This window comes from Senimuribacter intestinalis (assembly GCF_943192965.1).
GTDB lineage: Bacteria > Bacillota > Clostridia > Peptostreptococcales > Anaerovoracaceae > Senimuribacter > Senimuribacter intestinalis.
Genome location: NZ_CALPCF010000003.1, coordinates 40293 through 58854, shown reverse-complemented (window position 1 = coordinate 58854; position 18562 = coordinate 40293). Strand labels below are relative to the sequence as shown.

Sequence of the window (18562 nt, the reverse complement as noted above, 5' to 3'; positions counted from 1 at the left end):
GGATATATTATGAACAAAAAAGCACTGGATGTGTTAGAATATCACAAAATTATTGAGCTTCTGAAATGCGAGGCAGGTTCAGAGATGACCCGGGAAATCATCTCTGAACTTTCTCCCTATACCGATGAACGGGTAATTTCAGAAGAGCTAAGGTCAACCACGGAAGCGGTTGACCTTATTGTGCATAAAGGAGCGCTGCCTACAGGCGGTATCTATGATATCGTCTCAAGCGTTGAATTTTCAAGAAAAGGCGGCACATTGACCATGAAACAGCTTTTGCAGATTCTTTTCAATCTGCGCATTGCTGAGCGGGTCATTTCCTTTACTAAGGGGAGCGATTTGCCTCCTATGCCGCTAATTTCCTCCATGACGGAGCTGCTTGTGGCAATGCCCAGACTTTCTGAGAGAATTGACCGCTGCATTCTGTCTGAAGATGAGATGAGCGACAATGCGTCACCTGCGCTTAGGGATATCAGGCGCAGCATTGCAAGGCAAAATGACGCAATTAAAAACAAGTTAAACCATATTTTGAATACAGCAGATAACAGAACCTATTTGCAGGATGCGCTGGTTACCATGCGCGACGGCAGATATGTGATTCCGGTTAAGCAGGAGCATCGAAGCAGATTTCCGGGGATTATCCACGATCAGTCCAAGGCAGGGGCAACCCTCTTTATTGAGCCGCAGGTCATTGTCAACCTGAACAATGAGCTCAGAGAACTGGAGCTTGCCGAGGAAGGTGAAATCGCAAAGATTCTCAAAGAACTGTCTGAAGCAGTGGCAGAACACTACCACGATATTAAAAATAATCAAAAGCTGCTCTTGCAGCTGGACTTTATTATGGCAAAGGGAAAACTTTCTCGTAAGATGGAGGGAGAGGAACCCCTCATTGATTCGAAAGGCGTGCTTGATATCAGAAGGGGCAGACATCCGCTGATTGACAGCAAGAAGGTAGTTCCGATCAACGTATCGGTGGGAGATGGATACAGGACCTTGGTGGTGACAGGTCCCAATACCGGTGGCAAAACTGTCACTCTGAAAACTATCGGACTTCTTTCCATGATGGCGCAAAGCGGTCTGCACATTCCGGCAAGCAGTCAGAGCAGAATCCCAATTTTTACAGAAATTTTTGCGGATATCGGCGACGAGCAGAGCATCGAGCAGAGCCTGTCCACCTTTTCTTCTCACATGAAGAACATCGTAAAAATTGTGGGTAAGGCAGACCGGCATTCCTTGGTGTTGGTAGACGAACTGGGCGCGGGTACGGATCCGACAGAGGGCGCAGCCCTTGCTATTGCGATTTTGGAAACCCTGTACAGGCAGGGAGCGGTAACGGTTGCCACGACCCATTACAACGAAATTAAAAAATATGCCCTTTCTACAGAGGGAGTAGAGAACGCTTCTATGGAATTTGATGTGGAAACCTTAAGTCCGACTTACAGGCTATCCATCGGCATTCCCGGTAAGTCCAACGCTTTTGAAATTTCAAAGAAGCTGGGGCTTTCGGACAGTCTCATAGAAAGAGCCTCTAAGCTGATTGAGCGAGGCGATATCGAGTTTGAAGACGTCATCGGCGCCATTGAAGCAGATAAGAAAAAAGCTGAAGCTGAGCGTGACGAAGCTATTGCCATTCGCATTACAATGCAAAAACAGCAGGAAGAGGCGAAAGCAAAGCTTGATGAAATCAATAGAAAAAAAGACAAAATTATTGCAGACGCAAGGCAAGAGGCAAGGGAGATGCTCAAAGATGCCAGAGAAACGGCAAGCGAGGTACAGAAAGAGCTGAAAGAGCTTGCTAAGCTTGAAAGCATGGGCGAGCGTAGCAAGCGCTACGATAAGAGCAGGAAGCGTTTGCGGGAAAAAGAAGATAAATATGCAGAGCGAATTGTTGCCAAGGTCAACAGCAACCCGGTCAGTGCTGCAGAAATCAAAGTAGGCGACAGGGTCAAAGTGGTGTCTCTCGATCAGAACGGCGAGGTTTTATCCCTGCCAGATGAAAAGGGAGATTTACAGGTAAAAATCGGTATCATGAAAGCAAACCTGAATGTGGATGATTTAATGCTGATCAATGATGGCACCAAGAAGAAAAAGAAACCGAAAGCCACTGGCTACGGCAGTCTTTATAAGAAGAAAGCCCAGAATATTTCCATCACTATCAATGTACAAGGAAAGTATCTGGACGATGCCATTGTGGAGGTGGACAAATACCTGGACGACGCTTATGTAGCAGGACTTTCCGAGGTGACCGTTATTCACGGCAGAGGCGAAGGTGTTTTACAAAAAGGTCTGCGAGACATGATGAAACGACACAAACATGTGGTCAGCTTCCGCAAAGGAAACTATAATGAAGGCGGCGAGGGCGTGACCATTGTCAGGTTAAAAACGGAGTAAAGAATATGTATGTAATCAGCGGATGTCTTCTTGGACACAATTGCAAATATAACGGTGGCAATAACCGAAATGAAGCGGTCATTGAGTTTTGTAAAGGACGCAGTTTCTGTGTTGTCTGCCCGGAAGCTTTAAGCGGGCTTCCCGTGCCGAGACCGCCTGCAGAGTATATAGGCGGCCATATTGTAGACAAAGAAGGCAGTGATGTTACGAAGGCTTTTGAGAAAGGGGCGCAAATCTCCCTTGAGAAGGCCATAAAAGAAGCCGAAAAGCTCGGCGAACCAATAGATGGAGCAATCCTGAAGGCCAACAGTCCTTCCTGCGGCAGCGGGCAGATTTATGACGGCACCTTTACAGGAACATTAACAGCAGGCTATGGCTGCTTTGCAGGAAAGCTTCGGGACAGAGGAATCAAAGTCATTTCAGAAAAGGAGATTATGGATGGTAAATTTTAAAGAAGAAATTGCAAAGATCATTGCGAAACACGTAGATGGTCTGGAACTTGCAGAAATTATGGATATGGTCGAGGTGCCGCAGGATACCAAAATGGGTGACTATGCGTTTCCTTGTTTTAAACTGGCCAAGGTGCTCAGAAAGGCGCCGCCGCTCATTGCAAAAGGAATCGCTGAGGGAATCAGTGCAGAGCCTCTCTTTGAAAAGGTTGAGCAGGTTAACGCCTATGTGAACATGTTCATTTCCAAAGAAGAATTTGTGAAAGATGTGTTGGATGAAGTTTTGACAACTGGCGAAGATTTTGGAAAATCCAACGTGGGCGAAGGCAAGAAAGTCATCGTGGAGTACTCTTCCCCGAACATTGCAAAGCCGTTCCATATCGGTCACATCAGAAGTACCGTAATCGGTAACTCCATCTACAAAATTTATGATGCCCTCGGCTACGATGTAGTCAGAATCAACCACCTGGGCGACTATGGCACCCAGTTCGGCAAGATGATCTGTGCTTATAGACATTGGGGCAACAAAGAAGATGTCATCAAAGAGCCGATTAAGACTCTGCTCAGCTACTACACTAAGTTCCACGTAGAAGTAGAGGAACACCCGGAACTGGACGATGAAGCCAGAGAAATCTTTACAAAGCTGGAACACGGTGAAAAGGAAGAAACCGAGCTATGGCAGTGGTTCAGAGACGAATCACTGAAGGAATTCAGCCGCGTATACGACATGCTGGGCATTACCTTCGACTCCTACGCCGGCGAAAGTTTTTACTCCGATAAGATGCCGCGTTTTGTAAAGGAATTAGAAGAAAAAGGTCTTTTGGAAGAATCTCAGGGCGCTCACATTGTAAATCTGGAAGAAGAAGGTCTGGGAGTTGCGCTGATTACAAAGTCGGATGGTTCCACCCTTTACATTACCCGAGATATTGCGGCTGCCGTTTATAGAAAAGAAACCTACGATTTTTATAAAAACATTTATGTTGTTGCGTCTCAGCAGAATCTCCACTTCCAGCAGTGGTTCACCATTTTAGGCAAGATGGGCTATGCATGTGCTAAGGACTGCGTTCATGTTCCGTTTGGTCTTGTCAGCCTGGAAGAAGGCACGATGTCCACAAGACATGGTAGAGTGGTATTCCTGGAGGACGTGCTGAACAAAGCTGTAGAAAAGACCAGAGAAATCATCGCAGAGAAGAACCCGAACGCTTCCGAGGAGGATATCGACGAAATTGCAAAGACTGTCGGTATCGGCGCTGTTATTTTCCAGGAACTGTCGAACAACAGAATCAAAGACTATGTTTTCAAGTGGGATAAGGTCCTTAACTTCGACGGTGAAACTGGTCCTTACGTACAGTACACTCACGCAAGATGTGCTTCTGTACTGCGCAAAGCCGGTGATGAAGTTACAGAAAAGGCAGCCGCTCTTGAAGACATCGACTGCAAATATCTGTGCAGCGAAAGCGCATATGAACTTGCTAAGCTGTTATACAAATTCCCAGAAGTTGTTGCTGACGCAGGTGAAAAATATGAACCGTCTATCGTAACCAGACATATTGTAGATATTGCGCAGAGTTTCAACCGCTTCTATCACGATGAGCATATTCTCACTGACAACGAAGCAGAAAAGACTGCCAAGGTAGCGTTGGTACTGGCTGCGAAAAATGCAATCAGAAATGGACTTGCGCTTCTCGGCATGAAAGCGCCTGAACGTATGTAATTTTGAAAAGTCGGAAAGGAAAAGATAAACTATGAGATATGAAGGGGATATTTACAGACCGCCAAGTGAAGCCTACAGTTTGCTGATTCAGGTGACGATAGGCTGTTCTCACAACAAATGTACCTTCTGCAGTATGTTCAAGGACAAAATGTTCCGCGTGCGGGAGGTTTCAGAGGTTATGGAGGATTTGGAAACGGCGAGAAAGACCTATCGCAAGGTAGAAAGAATTTTCCTCTGCGACGGGGACGCCCTTTGTCTGTCAAACGATAAGCTGTTAGTCATCTTGGACAGAATCAGAGAACTGTTTCCGGAGTGCAAAAGAGTCAGCGTATACGGTTCTGCCAAAGACGTACTGCGCAAGACGTCTGCTGAACTTAAAACCCTTCGTGACCACGGCATGGGCATGGTTTATCTGGGGGCAGAGTCGGGCAGCCAGAAGGTGCTGGATATGATTTGCAAAGGTGTCAGCCGCGATGAAATGATTGAGGCTGTTTGCAAAATCGAGGATGCTGGAATTCCCGCATCGGTAACCTTTATTTCCGGTCTTGCCGGAAAAGAGGACTGGGAAGAGCACGCAGTCGAGACAGGCAAGATGATTAGCGAGATGAACGCTTCCTACGTGAGTCTTCTGACACTGATGTTAGATAATCGTGCGCCTATTGTGGGGCAGATTAATAGAGGTGAGCTTACTCTGCTTTCTGCGGAGGAAGTGGTGGCGGAGGCTTATCTTCTCTTAAAGCACGCAAATCCGACAAAACCTTGCATATTTAGAAGCAATCACGCCTCCAACTATGTGTCCCTTAGAGGTAATTTGCCGGCTGATAAACCGAGATTGATGGAGCAGCTGGAGCGAGCCATGGCAGATACCGGACTTCTCAAAGACGAAAGATTCAGGATGCTGTAATGAAAATTTTACTGACGACGCTGAATTCAAAATATGTCCATTCCAATCTGGCGCTGAAATATCTCTACAGTGTGGCGGTTGGCTCCGGGCTTGACATTGCCCTTAAGGAGTTTACCATCAACAACGAGATGGGCTACATCTACGGTGAAATTTTGCGAGGCGGCTATGATTTAGTGTGTTTTTCTACTTACATTTGGAATGTGGAGAAAATCTGCCAGCTGGGCAGGCAGCTGAAACAGGCAAATCCATCAATTCGAATTATGCTGGGTGGACCTGAGGCTAGTTATGAGGCGGCATCCTTTATGGAAGAGAACCCTTGGTCAGACTATATTCTACGCGGCGAGGGAGAACTGGGATTTTTCCAGTTCTGCAAAGAACTGGTTCTTGGCGGCAGCGTGCTTTCTGGACTCAATCCGGAAAAGGTCTGCGGGCTTACCTATCGCAAGGACAAAGAGGTGCGGGAGACTGCAGACGGTCCTGTGCTCGCTATGGAGAAACTCCCTTTTCCTTATGAGATTTTGGAGATGGAGACGGACAAAGTGGTCTACTACGAATCGGCAAGAGGATGTCCATATCGGTGCAGCTACTGCCTGTCGTCCTTAGAAAAGACTATCAGAGCCCTGCCCCTTGAGAGAACTTTTAAGGAACTGGATTTTTTTCTTGCTGAGAAGATCAAGCAGGTTAAGTTTATCGACAGAACCTTTAATTATGATAGAAATCGGGCGAGGGAAATCTGGAAACATCTCATTGAGCAGGATAACGGAGTGACCAACTTTCACTTTGAAATCTGTGCGGAACTTTTGGACGAGGAAACTTTTGCGCTGCTTGGGATGGCGAGGGACGGTCTGTTTCAGTTTGAAATCGGCATTCAGACGACCAATGAGAAAACGCTTACCGCCATCCAGCGAAGCAGCAACATACCGAAACTGCTTTCCAATGTGGAGCAACTGATCGCTCTTGGAAACAGTCATATCCATGTGGATTTAATCGCAGGGCTTCCCTTTGAGGGATATACTTCCTTTGGACATTCCTTCAATGCAGTCTATGCCTTGGGTGCGGACAACCTGCAGCTGGGATTTTTGAAGCTTTTGAAAGGCACAAAGGCACGCAGTAAGGCGGAAAGCTATGGCTATGTGTACCGTAGTGAAGCGCCTTACGAGGTGATTGCAAATGATTTTATATCTGCTGGCGAACTGGTGAGGCTGAAGATGATTGAGCACGTACTGGACCTGTATGCAAACAAGGGCGGATTTTCACAGAGTTTGCACTACCTTTGCAAAGCTTCTTCTGCGACTGCTTTTCGGTTTTATGAGAAATTGTCGGCATTCTTCTATGAGGAAGGCTACCAGCACAGATCGCACAAAAAAGAAGATTTGTACCGTATTTTGTTTCGCTTTGCTTTGCATCTGGAAGAAGATTTTCCGGGCATTTCCGAAAAGACAAAAACGCTGCTTTCTGCCGATTTAGAGCAGACCATGAATTTTGACGCAGTAAAGAAATTTCATAAAAAAGGATGGGAATTTTAATGGATTTTGAACATAAAGAACCGCAAATTTTGCAGGACCGTATCGGTGAATATCTGCTGCCCCATGCAGACCAGTTTATCTTTGATGAACTGTCGGACAGCTACCTTGAAAAAGCAGGCATTGCAGATATTCTGACCGGTGTTCCGGTGCCAATTCGCAAAACTGCCATGACAGGACTTTCGACCTTGGTAATTGCTAAGAATATGGCATTTATTATCGGCTGTGACATCAACTTCAAATATAGAGATCATTATGTGGCATATATTACCAGAACCTTTACCAAGGAGTTTGTAAAGCCTTTGATTAACGAAGGTGTGGAATCTGCTGCTAAAAATGATTTTGACTATGCCTGTATCTGCTTTCGTAGCGCTCTCTTAATTGATCCTGAGTCCGCTGACGCGCTGTACTGCTACGGCAGAGCCTGCAAGGACTCCTATGAAATCGGAGAAGGGGAAGAGTATGTCGGACGCTATAAGGCAGAGTCCCTGGAAGCCTTTGAAAAACTGACCCTGATGAAACCGGACTTCGACATGGGATTTTACTTCTTGGGTTATGGTTATCTGAATATGGGACTTTACGTAAAAGCGAAGCTGACCTTTGATACCTTTATGGAACTTTCGGATAACAAGGAGCAGAAAGAAGAAGTCAGCGGCTGGCTGGAAAAACTGGCTGAGCCTGTAAAAATCGAAGAGGGCTATAATCATGTGCTGGCAGGCCGCTTTGCAGAAGGAATCACCATTCTGGCTGGCTACAAGGAGGACGAACGTTTCAATACCTGGTGGCCTCTGTGGTACTATCTGGGCGTTGCCTACGAAGCAGAAGAACAACTGGAAGATGCCGAAAGCTGTTATCTTCGAGTTCTGCAGCTTTCACCAAGCAATGTAGAAGCGATGGAAAGCCTGGCCGCCTACTATACGGCCTCCGGAGAGATAGAAAAAGCGGAAAAATATACTAAGAAAATTGCAGTAGTTAAACATAACGCGCAGCTGGATAAAGCAGAGAAAAGCAGCAGCCTGTCCTAAGGATAGGCTGCCGGCTTGTGCGCCAGTCGGCGGCTGGTTGCCTGGTTTAATGAGTTGCGGTCAGCGGCTGGCAGCTGTTTGCGGGCATTGAGTCTGTCAAGCAGTCGCCCACATCCCCTCCTGCGTTGACAAAATTGACAAGAAAGCTGAAATTTGTCAATTTAGTCAAAAAATATCCGAATTTCAGTTGTCTTTTGCTGAATTTTTAAGGAAAGATTGACAAAAGTAGCGAAAAATCGAGAATTTGTCAATGCAGGAAATCTATAACCCCGAGGTCTTCTGATAATTTTTTTGGAAATCAGTAAAAAGCAGGAATAAAACCGGAATTTATTGTTATAATAGACTGTAGATGGTGAGCGGAAGCCTAAATTCGAATTGAATCTGAAAATATAAAAAAAGTAGAAAAAGATATTGACAATAACTGTGATACTGGTGTATAATAATATCTGCCGTCAGGAATGACGGAACATTGTTCCGAGATAGCTCAATGGTGGAGCAACCGGCTGTTAACCGGTAGGCTGTGGGTTCGAGCCCCACTCTCGGAGCCATTTTTTTGACAGATTTGTATTGATGTGCCGGAATGGCGGAATTGGCAGACGCACAGGACTTAAAATCCTGCGATCCTTACCGATCGTACCGGTTCGACCCCGGTTTCCGGCACCAATTTCTTATCTGTACAACTTAATATCGCGGGGTAGAGCAGCTGGTAGCTCGTCGGGCTCATAACCCGGAGGTCGCAGGTTCAAGTCCTGTCCCCGCAACCAGAGAAAAAGAAAACACCTTTCTGATGAATGGTGTTTTTTTGTTGCTTGCGATGACAGGGCTTAAACCTTAGAAGGCTTGCGATATGAAGGAGGAAGCTCCATACTGTTTTTTCCATTCTTTTCGAATAAAGGAAATATTCTTTCCAGCGCTTCCGAAACTGGAAAAAAGTTCAATTTCGAGAGAGAAAAAAGCGGCAGCAGACGTATCAAGATAATTTATTTTAAAACTTTTTTCCCTTACATTCCAACGACTATGGGGAAATGTCAGCTTTTTTCCCTTTCTTTTTGGGAAAAAGTCGGATACAATAACGGCAAAGAAAAGAGCAGGGGAGGAATAAGTGTGATAAAAAATAAGATGCAGATGAGATTCATAGTGTGGATGATTTTTGCAATGGTTTTGCTCGTGCAGCTGCACGCCACAGCAAATGCAGCATATGCAGAAGCCGCACCAGTGCTGGAAACAGCTGATATGACGGAAACATTGACATTGGAGGCTTATGCAAAACGTTATCAAAGAGAAGCTTTGAAGCTGCTTAATGCGTATCGCAAGGCTCACGGAGTAAAACCTCTTTCTCTCAATAAGAAGCTGCAGAAAGCAGCAGATTTGAGAGCGACGGAGGCGTTGCAATATCCACAACTAAGCCACAGGCGCTATAATAAAAAAGGAGAACTTCGAAGTTTTTCCAGCGTGTATACAGATTTGAAATTGCGTATCTCTTATCGGGGCACTGGAGAAAACTTAGCATGGAGAGCTTATCAGACTTCGCCGGAAGCCGCAGCAAAGGGAATGTTTCAGCAGTGGAAGAAATCATCGGCTCACCGCAAAAATATGCTGGAATCCAGGTATGACACTGTGGCTACTGCTATCGCTTATGACATGACTGGCAGCAGAGGATACGAGTATGGTGCAGCTTCGGTGCAGCTTTTTATCAGCAGCAGGAAGTAGCGAGGATATTCTTAATAATTCTTAAATCTCAGAAATCCTATATATTTTTCCCTTAGAAAGTTGTAGAATGAATTTTACAGAGAAAACTTTGGGAAAGGGGAAAAACATGAAGAAAATAATAAAAACTATGACGTTAGTAACTTGTATTCTACTTACTATAAGTGTGCTTTGCAGCTGTAGTGAGGACAAGGACGAAGGGCGATGTAATGAGGCGGTGAAAACTGTACTGGAACAGTTTGACACCACGCCGATGGATACAACCGTCAGCTTAGGGGAAGATGTATATGCTGATAATTTTGAAAGGCTGTACAATTTCTCCATAAAGAAGATTGACGGAGGAACTATTGCCTATGCAGCAGATGGTGGTAATGCAGATGAGATTTCCATCGTTAGAGCAGGCGAAAATGCAGACGTTAGCGAAATCAAAAAATACATGGAAGCAAGGCTCGCAAAACGGCTCCATGATTTTGAGAACTACAAGCCGGATGAGGTTTATAAGCTAGAAAATGCAAGGGTTACAGTGTTAAAGAATTACGTATTTCTGGTAATTTCAGATCAGCCGGAAGAGATGATTACAGTAATTCAGGGTGTATTAAATCAGGATTAATAGGAGATGCAGAAAATGACAAAGAAGACAAAAATTTTAACAGGGATTTTAATCGGAATGCAGGCGATTTTGCTTATTTCTGTTGCGGGTGTTTTTTTGCAAAACAATGCTCTGGCAGATATGCTAAAGGAATATGTTGCTTCAAAAGGTGAAATTCACGAGATTTACGATGATACGGCAGTGGTAGAAGCCTACAAGTCAGGAACGACAGAAGGACTCAATGAACAGGATAAATATGTGCTGGAGCAGGCAAAGAAAGTCATCGACGAGAATATAACAGATGGCATGAGCGACTACGAAAAGGAAAAGGCAATCTACGACTGGCAGATGGCATATACGGCATATAATGATAATTCTCTGGCTCCAATTGCAAGCGGCGGACAATACAGCCATCTTCCATACGGAGTTTTCAAGTATCATCAGGCAATTTGCGTGGGTCATGCGACTACCTTTAAACTACTGATGGATATGCTGGATATTGAGTGTCAGATTATTCATTCTACAGAGGAAGGCGAGCATGCATGGGATTTAGTTAAGCTGGACGACGAATGGTATCACTGCGATGTAACTTTTGATGGAGGCACCGGCGAAAAACCGGGATATACATATTTTAATGTGCCTGACAGTGTTAAAGATGATGGAAGTTATCCATGGAATCACGAGGAAATTCCGGCTGCTGACGGTACCAAGTACTGTTACCTTGCAGAAAATGCCGGTGATTTAAAGGATATCTACGATATACCGGAATACGTGAAAACACAGATGGACGAAGGCAGCCGTAGAATTGCTTTTACTTTAAAGAATGCTGAAAACTATAATGAAGATGTTGCAAGCTATATTACCAGTGCGTTTAATGACGGTATGACTGAATTGTGCCAGGGTACAACTATGCAGATTGGGGATAAAACTATTTACACGATAGAAGCATATCAGGCAGATGACGGAATGGGTGGACAGCTTGATCCGGAAATTTTAGAGAAGCTGCAGGAGATCATCGATGGTCTTCAGTAGTACAGTTTTTCTGCTGGCATTTTTGCCAACTGTGATAATCTTGTATTATCTTGTGCCCAAGGGTATGCGAAACGGTGTACTGCTCTTAGGAAGCCTCTTATTCTACGGCTTTGGAGAGCCCAGATATTTACTGATTATGCTGGTGTCCATTCTATTTAACTACGGATGCGGGCTGGCAATACCGTGTTGTAAAAATTTCGGAAATAACGAGCATAGGCCAGCGAGGCTTATGCTCTGTTTCGCTGCTCTTGGAAATTTGATTATATTGGGGTATTTTAAATATGCAGGTTTCTTCTTTGGACGTCTGGGATTTCCGGAGGTGGTACTGCCTATCGGCATATCATTTTACACATTTCAGGCTATGTCCTATGTGATAGATGTGTACAGGGAAAAGGCAGCATCACAGAAGAATCTGCTTCGATTTGCACTTTATATTACTTTATTTCCGCAGCTCATTGCGGGGCCTATCGTGCGTTATGTAACCATCCAGATGCAGCTTGCTGAAAGAGAGAGCAATCTGGAAAATTTTGCGGAGGGCGCACGACGTTTTGTCATGGGTCTTGGGAAAAAAGTCCTTCTTGCCAATCAGGCGGGGCTTATATGGGACGAAATCTCGTCTATGAATATCGATCAGATGCCGGCAGCGACGGCGTGGCTGGGCGCAATTGCCTTTACCTTTCAGATTTATTTTGATTTTGGCGGTTACTCGAATATGGCAATCGGTCTTGGACGAATGTTCGGTTTTCATTTTGAAGAGAATTTCAATTATCCGTACACTGCAAAGAACATTACCGACTTTTGGAGAAGATGGCATATTTCGCTGAGCACATGGTTTAAAGAGTATGTGTACATTCCGCTGGGTGGAAATCGCAAAGGAATGAGCCGTCAGGTGGTAAATATTTTTATTGTTTGGGCGCTGACCGGATTTTGGCATGGCGCCAGCTGGAATTTTCTGTGGTGGGGTGTGTATTTCGGTATTCTGCTGATTTTAGAAAAAGTATTTTTGCTGCGGGTTTTGGAAAAGCTGCCGTGTTTTGTGCAGCATGCGTACGCGCTGTTTTTTATCGTGCTGGGCTGGGTCATTTTTGCTCTGACCGATGGTACAACGTTTTTCACCTATTTGAAGGCCATGGCTTTTTGCAGTGGTCTTTGGAACGGGCGAAGCGGGTACTTCCTTGCAACGTCTGGGATGCTACTTGTCATCATGGCTTTTGCGTCTACGCAGTTTCCATCAAAATGTGCAAGAGCGCTGCTTGGAAAGCTTCAGAGAAAGCCAGCAGTTTATCTGACTGTAAAGAATGTCACATATTTGCTGATTTTAACAGCATCTATGGCGTTTTTAGTCAGCGATACATATAATCCGTTTCTGTATTTCAGGTTCTGATAGGAGGCGTGTGGAAGATGAGAAAGAAAGATGACATTATCATGACTGTGCTGTTTGCTGGATTTCTGCTGATTCTTCTCCTGGGAGGAATCTTCCTGAAGGATAAGGTTTTTTCTGACAACGAAAACCGGATGCTGCAGCAAGCGCCGAAATTTACCGCAGAACGTGTGCTCTCAGGAGCGTTTGAGGAGGATTTTCAGCGGTATATGGACGATCAGGTACCGCTTCGCAACCAGTGGATTTCTGCAAAGACTGCCTTACAGCGGCTGTTATTGAAAAAAGATATCGGCGGCGTTTATCTGGGTAAGGATGGCTGGTTTATAGAAAAACTCACCGAAGAACAGATGGATCACCAACAGTTTTTAAAGAATCTGCAGGGGATAAAATCCTTTTATGAGGAGTTGCCTTCTGACATGGAAAAATCCGTTATGTTGGTGCCGACTACTGGCGCGGTGATGGGAGATAAGCTGCCTGGCGGGGCTGCTTGCTTTGATGAGGCGGCTTACGCAAAAGAAGCAGCGCAGCAGCTGACAAACTGCGGTTATGTGGATCTTTACGAGACCTTTAGCTTCATTGCAGGCCGCGGAAATACCCAGCTTTACTATAGGAAAGATCACCACTGGACCACAGACGGGGCGGCTATTGCCTTTGGTGTGTGGAAGCCGTGGCTGGATTTTTTGGGAACGGAAGAAAACGTGCTGACTGAGGATTTTCAGGGCACGCTGTATTCTAAAGTCCTCTGGGACGATGGTCATCGGGATACCATCAGTGCGTTTACAGCGCTGGAGCAGGATGGCTACAAAGTGACTGCAGACGGCAAGGCGCTGCCGGGAGGCATGTACCAAAGGCAGTTCCTTGAGAAAAAGGATAAGTACGCTGTGTTTTTCGGCGGAAATTACGGCAGACTTGCCATTGAAACAGGAAAGAAGGAAACCGGGCAGAATCTGCTGATTATCAAGGACTCCTTTGCCAACTGTTTTGCACCTTTGGCGGCATACCATTACGACAACGTATATATGGTAGATTTGCGCTATTTCAGTGGCAATCTGGCAGAATACGCAGCGGAACAGGGCATTACCGAGGTGCTGACGCTCTACAGTATGGAAAATATGATAAACGACAGGAACTTGTCAGCGCTTTCAGCAGGGGGAATGATTCTTTCGTAAAAAGAAAACTTCCTCTTGAAAGTCGGGCGGATTTGTCGCATAATAGAAATGATAGGACTGTTTGTCCCAAGGATAGAAGGAGACGGACAGTCCATTTTTTTAGTAGAGGAGGCGTTTGTTTATGCCAATTAAAGTACCAAATAATTTACCGGCAATTGAGACCTTGACTTCGGAGAATATCTTCGTCATGACCGATACCCGTGCCATGACACAGGATATCAGACCGCTGCAGATTTTGATTCTCAACCTGATGCCGACCAAAATAGATACGGAAACGCAGCTGACAAGACTCCTTGGAAATACACCGTTGCAGGTGGAACTGGAACTTTTGCAGACCAGTACTCACAAGGCGTCCAATGCGTCGCAGGAGCATATGATTGCTTTTTACAAGACTTTTGATCAGATAAAACATAAAAATTATGACGGAATGATTATCACAGGCGCACCGGTGGAACTGCTGCCCTTTGAGGAAGTGGACTACTGGGATGAGCTTTGCGAAATCATGGAGTGGTCCAAGCGTCACGTTCATAGCACATTTCACATTTGCTGGGGAGCGCAGGCAGGACTTTACTACCACTATGGCATTGAAAAGAGAAAGCTGCCGAAGAAGCTTTCCGGCGTGTATAAGCATACTCTGGATTACAAAAAAGGCATGCTGTTCCGCGGCTTCGACGATGAGTTTTTTGTGCCTCATTCCAGAAACACTACGGTGGACAGGGAAGATGTGGAGAGAATTTCGGAACTGGAAATCATTTCCACTTCCGACGAAGCGGGAATCTATGCTATCAAATCCAGAAATGATAAGCAGATTTTTATCATGGGGCATTCGGAATATGACGGCGATACTCTGCTGAAGGAATATTTGCGTGACAAGAATGCAGGTCTTAATCCTGATGTGCCGTGCAACTATTTTCCTGAAGATGACGACACCAAAGAACCTATCGTAAAGTGGCGCTCATCGGCCAATCTGCTTTACTGCAACTGGCTGAACTATTTTGTATACCAGACAACCCAGTATGATGTGAATCAGATTAACGATGCGACCTTGTCCGATGCATTTACGCAGAAGGCTGACTGCAAAGTTGCCAAGTTTGGAGGCACTTCGCTTGCTGACAGCGGGCAGTTCAAAAAGTGCGCCGCTATTATTGAAGAGGATACGGCAAGAAAGTATATTGTTGTGTCTGCACCGGGAAAGCGGTCTGCAGATGACGTAAAAGTGACTGATTTGCTCATCGCCTGCATCGAAAAGAAAGGCGAGCAGGCAGAAGAAATTCTTGACAAAATCCAGTCCAGATACAAGGTTTTGGTCAGAGGACTTGGTGTGAAACTCGATATTGATCAGGAGTTTAACCAGATTAGAAATGCGTTGTCAGATAATACCAAATCTGACTATATCATCAGCCGAGGTGAATATCTTAACGCTAAGATTATGGCAGCATATATCGGGGCGGACTTTATCGATGCAAAAGACCATATTTTCTTAAAGGAAGATGGGACTTTCGATGAAGAAAAAACCAAAAAGGTTCTTGGTAAAGCGCTGGCAGAAACTAATCGTGCAGTAATTCCGGGTTTTTACGGGACGCTTCCGAGCGGAGAGGCTAAGACCTTTGCAAGAGGCGGTTCTGATATTACAGGTGCTATCGTGGCTGCGGTAGCAGGTGCAGACCTCTATGAAAACTGGACTGATGTATCGGGACTTCTTATGGCAGATCCTAGGATTGTAGATAACCCACGCAGCGTGCCGGTGATTACTTATAAAGAACTGAGGGAGCTTTCCTATATGGGCGCCGCCGTTCTTCATGAGGATACGGTTTTCCCTGTAGTAAAGCTGGAAATTCCAATCAACATTAGAAATACCAATAAGCCGCAGGAGCACGGCACGCTGATTGTAAAGAATGCGGACTATTACCAGAGCAGTCTGGAAATCTCCGGCATTTCCGGAAAGACAGGCTATACTGCAATCCTAATCGAAAAGGGAAAGATGAGCGAGCAGCCGCAGCTTCGTGCAGAGATTTTGGAAATCTTTGATGAGAGAAAAATCGCTGTCAAGAATATCCTGTCCAGTATCGACTCTCTCAATATCATCGTCCATGAGTTTGACGTGAGAGATTGCATTTCTGTGCTTACCGAAGAAATCTGGGACAAAGTGCCCCAGGGAACAGTGACGGTTACCAGCGATGTGGCTTTAATTGCCATCGTCGGACGGGAGCTTGGCACTTCGCCAGCTGTTGCCGTAAAGGTGCTTGGTGCTCTGGCAAACCGCAAAATTAATGTGAAGCTTATAGACCACGGCGCACAGAAAATCAACATGATGGTCGGTGTGAACAGCGCAGACTATATGGCTGCAATTCAGGCGATTTATACAGAATTTGCGAGGGTGGAACAGTAAACAATGATTATTAAAAAAGCAATTTTACATATTATGGACTTTAACTCGGATATTTGTATCTTTTCTCAGAAAGAGCTGGAAATTGGCGATTATGGAACGGGTGAGTTTATAGAAAAACATTTGCTGCGCATTATGGAAGATTCGGCAAAGAAAAAAGGTGAGTTTTTAGAGTATAGTATTTTAAAACAGACCTTGGACCGGTATCTTTCTGGAAATATCGATTTTGCGGAGTTTTCTACGGCGGCGGGCAATCTGCTTCATGACCAGATTTCTCAGGCTGATGAGCCGGAATCCATGGATTTTCTGGTATGCCAGTTTACTGAAGAAAGCAGGGAATATATCGGACTTCTGCTGCTTCCCAACAAGACTGCTTACACGCACCAGGTAGAAAACGGTCAGGAAGGTGTTGCCAACAAAATTATCCGTTATTTCACTATGCTGCCAGGTACCAACCAGAAGATTTCCTGTTATGCGATTATCGACACAGAGGATTTGTCGGTGGTGGTTTGTGATAAAAAACGTGCTATTAACGGAGATGAAGTTATGGTGCTGCCTGATAAGGTTTTGCAGTGTACTTATGGTCAGTCGGCAAGAGAAACTGTGCGCATGATTAAAAAAATCACCAGTGAAGTGGCAGAGGAATACGGCAGCAATTCGGCTGTGGCTGTGAGCCGAGCGAAAAGCTGCATCATTGAGCGTGCGGAGCAGAACGTACCTTTTACGCCATCGGATCTTTGTGAAGAGGTGTTTCACGACAACGAGGTGATGAAAAAGACTTTCAGGCAGAAAGCAATGGAGGCGGATATGCCGCCGAAAATTTCTGTAGAAAACCCGAAAGTTGTCAAGAGTATTCGCAGCCACAAGATAAAGACTGACACTGGCATTGAAATCAAAATTCCGACGGAATATCTGGAAAACAGTAGATATGTAGAGTTTACCAATAATCCGGACGGAACCATTTCTATTGCTCTGAAAAATATCGGAAAGATTGTGAACAGATAAATGATTTTAAATACAGGAAACAGAACAGACATACCGGCCTTCTACAGCAAGTGGTTTTACCGCCGCCTCAAAGAAGGCTTTGTCTTTGCAAGAAACCCATATCAGTCTCAGCAGGTGACCCGTTATCTCCTGGATCCGACCGTCATTGACTGCATTACCTTCTGCACAAAGAATCCTGCGCCTATGCTGGAAAATTTGGAGCAGCTAGCACCTTTTCGCCAATTTTGGTCGGTGACGATTACGCCTTATGGAACGGATATTGAACCATATGTACCGCCTGCTGATGTTGTAATGGAAAGCTTTTGCGCTCTTTCTGAAAAGGTAGGAAAAAGCTGTGTCAGCTGGCGGTACGATCCGATTTTTATTACGGAAAAGTATTCAGTAGATTTTCATTTGGAAGCCTTTGAGAATATGGCAAAAAAGCTTTCCGGTTACACAGAGCATTGTGTCATCAGCTTTCTAGATCTTTATGATAAGACCAAGCGAAACTTTCCGGAAGGGAAGACCGTGTCAAGAGAAGACCGGCTGCGCCTTGGTGAAGCCTTTGTAACGATTGCGGAAAAAGAAGGCATGAAACTGTACCCTTGCGGTGAAGGTGATGAGCTTGCGCAGTTTGGCGCTGACTGCAGCGGTTGTCAGAGCCAGAAAGTGCTCGAAAAGGCCATAGGACTGCCCTTATCGGTTCCAAAATCTGCCATGACAAGAGATGGTTGCAGCTGTATTTTGGGCAGCGATATCGGTGCGTACAATACCTGCGGACACGGCTGTCTTTATTGCTATGCTAACTACGACAGGGAGACTGTGGAGTACAATATGAAACAGCACGATCCTTTTTCACCTTTTTTAATCGGGGATTTTATGGATGGGGATATTATAAAATCCTGCGAGCAGGAAAGCTGGATTCGCTGGCAGATGTCTTTGGATGAACTGCTGTAATTTTATTTCAGGAAGTTACCTCTTTGGTCAGCTGGCAAAGGGATCCCTACCCCATCTGCCGCTCTAGTGCATAGATTTGGGGAAAATCGTAAAAATATGCACATAGCTGTGCGTAAATTTAAAAGAATCATTAAAAATATGCACATATGGGGCACCTTTCAGCGCATAACTAGCCAGTATTGAGTGGATTTGTGCATATTTTTTGTGATTTACTCGAAAATCTGCATGGATTTCTGAGAAAATGTGCATATTTTGATGGAAAATTTGGATTATATGCACGTGAAGTCTTTGCTATGAAGAAGTGAACGGGCGGGCTTTTCATTGCGCCGTATTTATGATAGAATAATAAAT

The 18562-nt window shown here is 45.0% G+C and carries 14 protein-coding genes and 3 tRNA genes; all 17 read left to right on the top strand.

Features of this window, described 5'->3' with window-relative positions:
* Positions 1–9: 9 nt before the first annotated feature.
* Entirely contained in the window at positions 10–2391 is a 2382-nt protein-coding gene (locus NFR88_RS03690; RefSeq protein ID WP_251613614.1) for an endonuclease MutS2, read from the top strand.
* Positions 2392–2396: 5 nt separating this feature from the next.
* The gene (locus NFR88_RS03685; RefSeq protein WP_160200504.1) at positions 2397–2843 is read left to right on the top strand and encodes a 2-thiouracil desulfurase family protein; all 447 of its coding nucleotides are present in this window, start codon (positions 2397–2399) and stop codon (positions 2841–2843) included.
* Positions 2830–4554: an arginine--tRNA ligase gene (argS, locus tag NFR88_RS03680; RefSeq protein WP_161909261.1), complete on the top strand. Its 1725-nt coding sequence runs from the start codon at positions 2830–2832 to the stop codon at positions 4552–4554. Before NFR88_RS03685 ends, argS begins: the two co-directional genes overlap by 14 nt.
* 31 nt (positions 4555–4585) lie before the next feature.
* Positions 4586–5458: a radical SAM protein gene (locus NFR88_RS03675; RefSeq protein WP_251613611.1), complete on the top strand. Its 873-nt coding sequence runs from the start codon at positions 4586–4588 to the stop codon at positions 5456–5458.
* Positions 5458–6984, top strand: a complete 1527-nt coding sequence (locus NFR88_RS03670; protein WP_251613609.1) for a B12-binding domain-containing radical SAM protein — start codon at positions 5458–5460, stop codon at positions 6982–6984. Before NFR88_RS03675 ends, NFR88_RS03670 begins: the two co-directional genes overlap by 1 nt.
* Positions 6984–8006, top strand: a complete 1023-nt coding sequence (locus tag NFR88_RS03665) for a tetratricopeptide repeat protein (RefSeq protein WP_160200500.1) — start codon at positions 6984–6986, stop codon at positions 8004–8006. Before NFR88_RS03670 ends, NFR88_RS03665 begins: the two co-directional genes overlap by 1 nt.
* A gap of 473 nt (positions 8007–8479) precedes the next feature.
* Positions 8480–8554 (top strand) — tRNA-Asn (locus NFR88_RS03660).
* A gap of 26 nt (positions 8555–8580) precedes the next feature.
* Positions 8581–8669 (top strand) — tRNA-Leu (locus NFR88_RS03655).
* Between the two features lie 25 nt (positions 8670–8694).
* Positions 8695–8770: transfer RNA gene (locus NFR88_RS03650), tRNA-Met, on the top strand.
* 340 nt (positions 8771–9110) lie between these two features.
* Positions 9111–9716 (top strand): CAP domain-containing protein, encoded by a 606-nt coding sequence (locus tag NFR88_RS03645; protein WP_160200499.1) that lies wholly within the window; start codon positions 9111–9113, stop codon positions 9714–9716.
* 106 nt (positions 9717–9822) lie between these two features.
* The gene (locus NFR88_RS03640; RefSeq protein WP_251613606.1) at positions 9823–10323 is read left to right on the top strand and encodes a DUF4358 domain-containing protein; all 501 of its coding nucleotides are present in this window, start codon (positions 9823–9825) and stop codon (positions 10321–10323) included.
* A 15-nt stretch (positions 10324–10338) separates the two neighbouring features.
* Complete coding sequence (locus NFR88_RS03635; RefSeq protein ID WP_161909257.1) at positions 10339–11334, top strand: transglutaminase domain-containing protein; 996 nt, start codon at positions 10339–10341, stop codon at positions 11332–11334.
* Complete coding sequence (locus NFR88_RS03630) at positions 11321–12718, top strand: MBOAT family O-acyltransferase (RefSeq protein ID WP_251613603.1); 1398 nt, start codon at positions 11321–11323, stop codon at positions 12716–12718. The genes NFR88_RS03635 and NFR88_RS03630 overlap by 14 nt, the downstream gene beginning before the upstream one ends.
* A 17-nt stretch (positions 12719–12735) precedes the next feature.
* On the top strand, positions 12736–13884 hold the full coding sequence (locus NFR88_RS03625) for a DHHW family protein (protein WP_161909255.1): 1149 nt from the start codon (positions 12736–12738) through the stop codon (positions 13882–13884).
* Positions 13885–14005: 121 nt separating this feature from the next.
* On the top strand, positions 14006–16273 hold the full coding sequence (metA, locus tag NFR88_RS03620; protein WP_251613601.1) for a homoserine O-acetyltransferase MetA: 2268 nt from the start codon (positions 14006–14008) through the stop codon (positions 16271–16273).
* Positions 16274–16276: 3 nt separating this feature from the next.
* The gene (locus NFR88_RS03615; RefSeq protein ID WP_160200493.1) at positions 16277–17275 is read left to right on the top strand and encodes a nucleoid-associated protein; all 999 of its coding nucleotides are present in this window, start codon (positions 16277–16279) and stop codon (positions 17273–17275) included.
* The gene (locus NFR88_RS03610) at positions 17276–18211 is read left to right on the top strand and encodes a DUF1848 domain-containing protein (protein WP_251613599.1); all 936 of its coding nucleotides are present in this window, start codon (positions 17276–17278) and stop codon (positions 18209–18211) included.
* Positions 18212–18562: the final 351 nt, after the last annotated feature.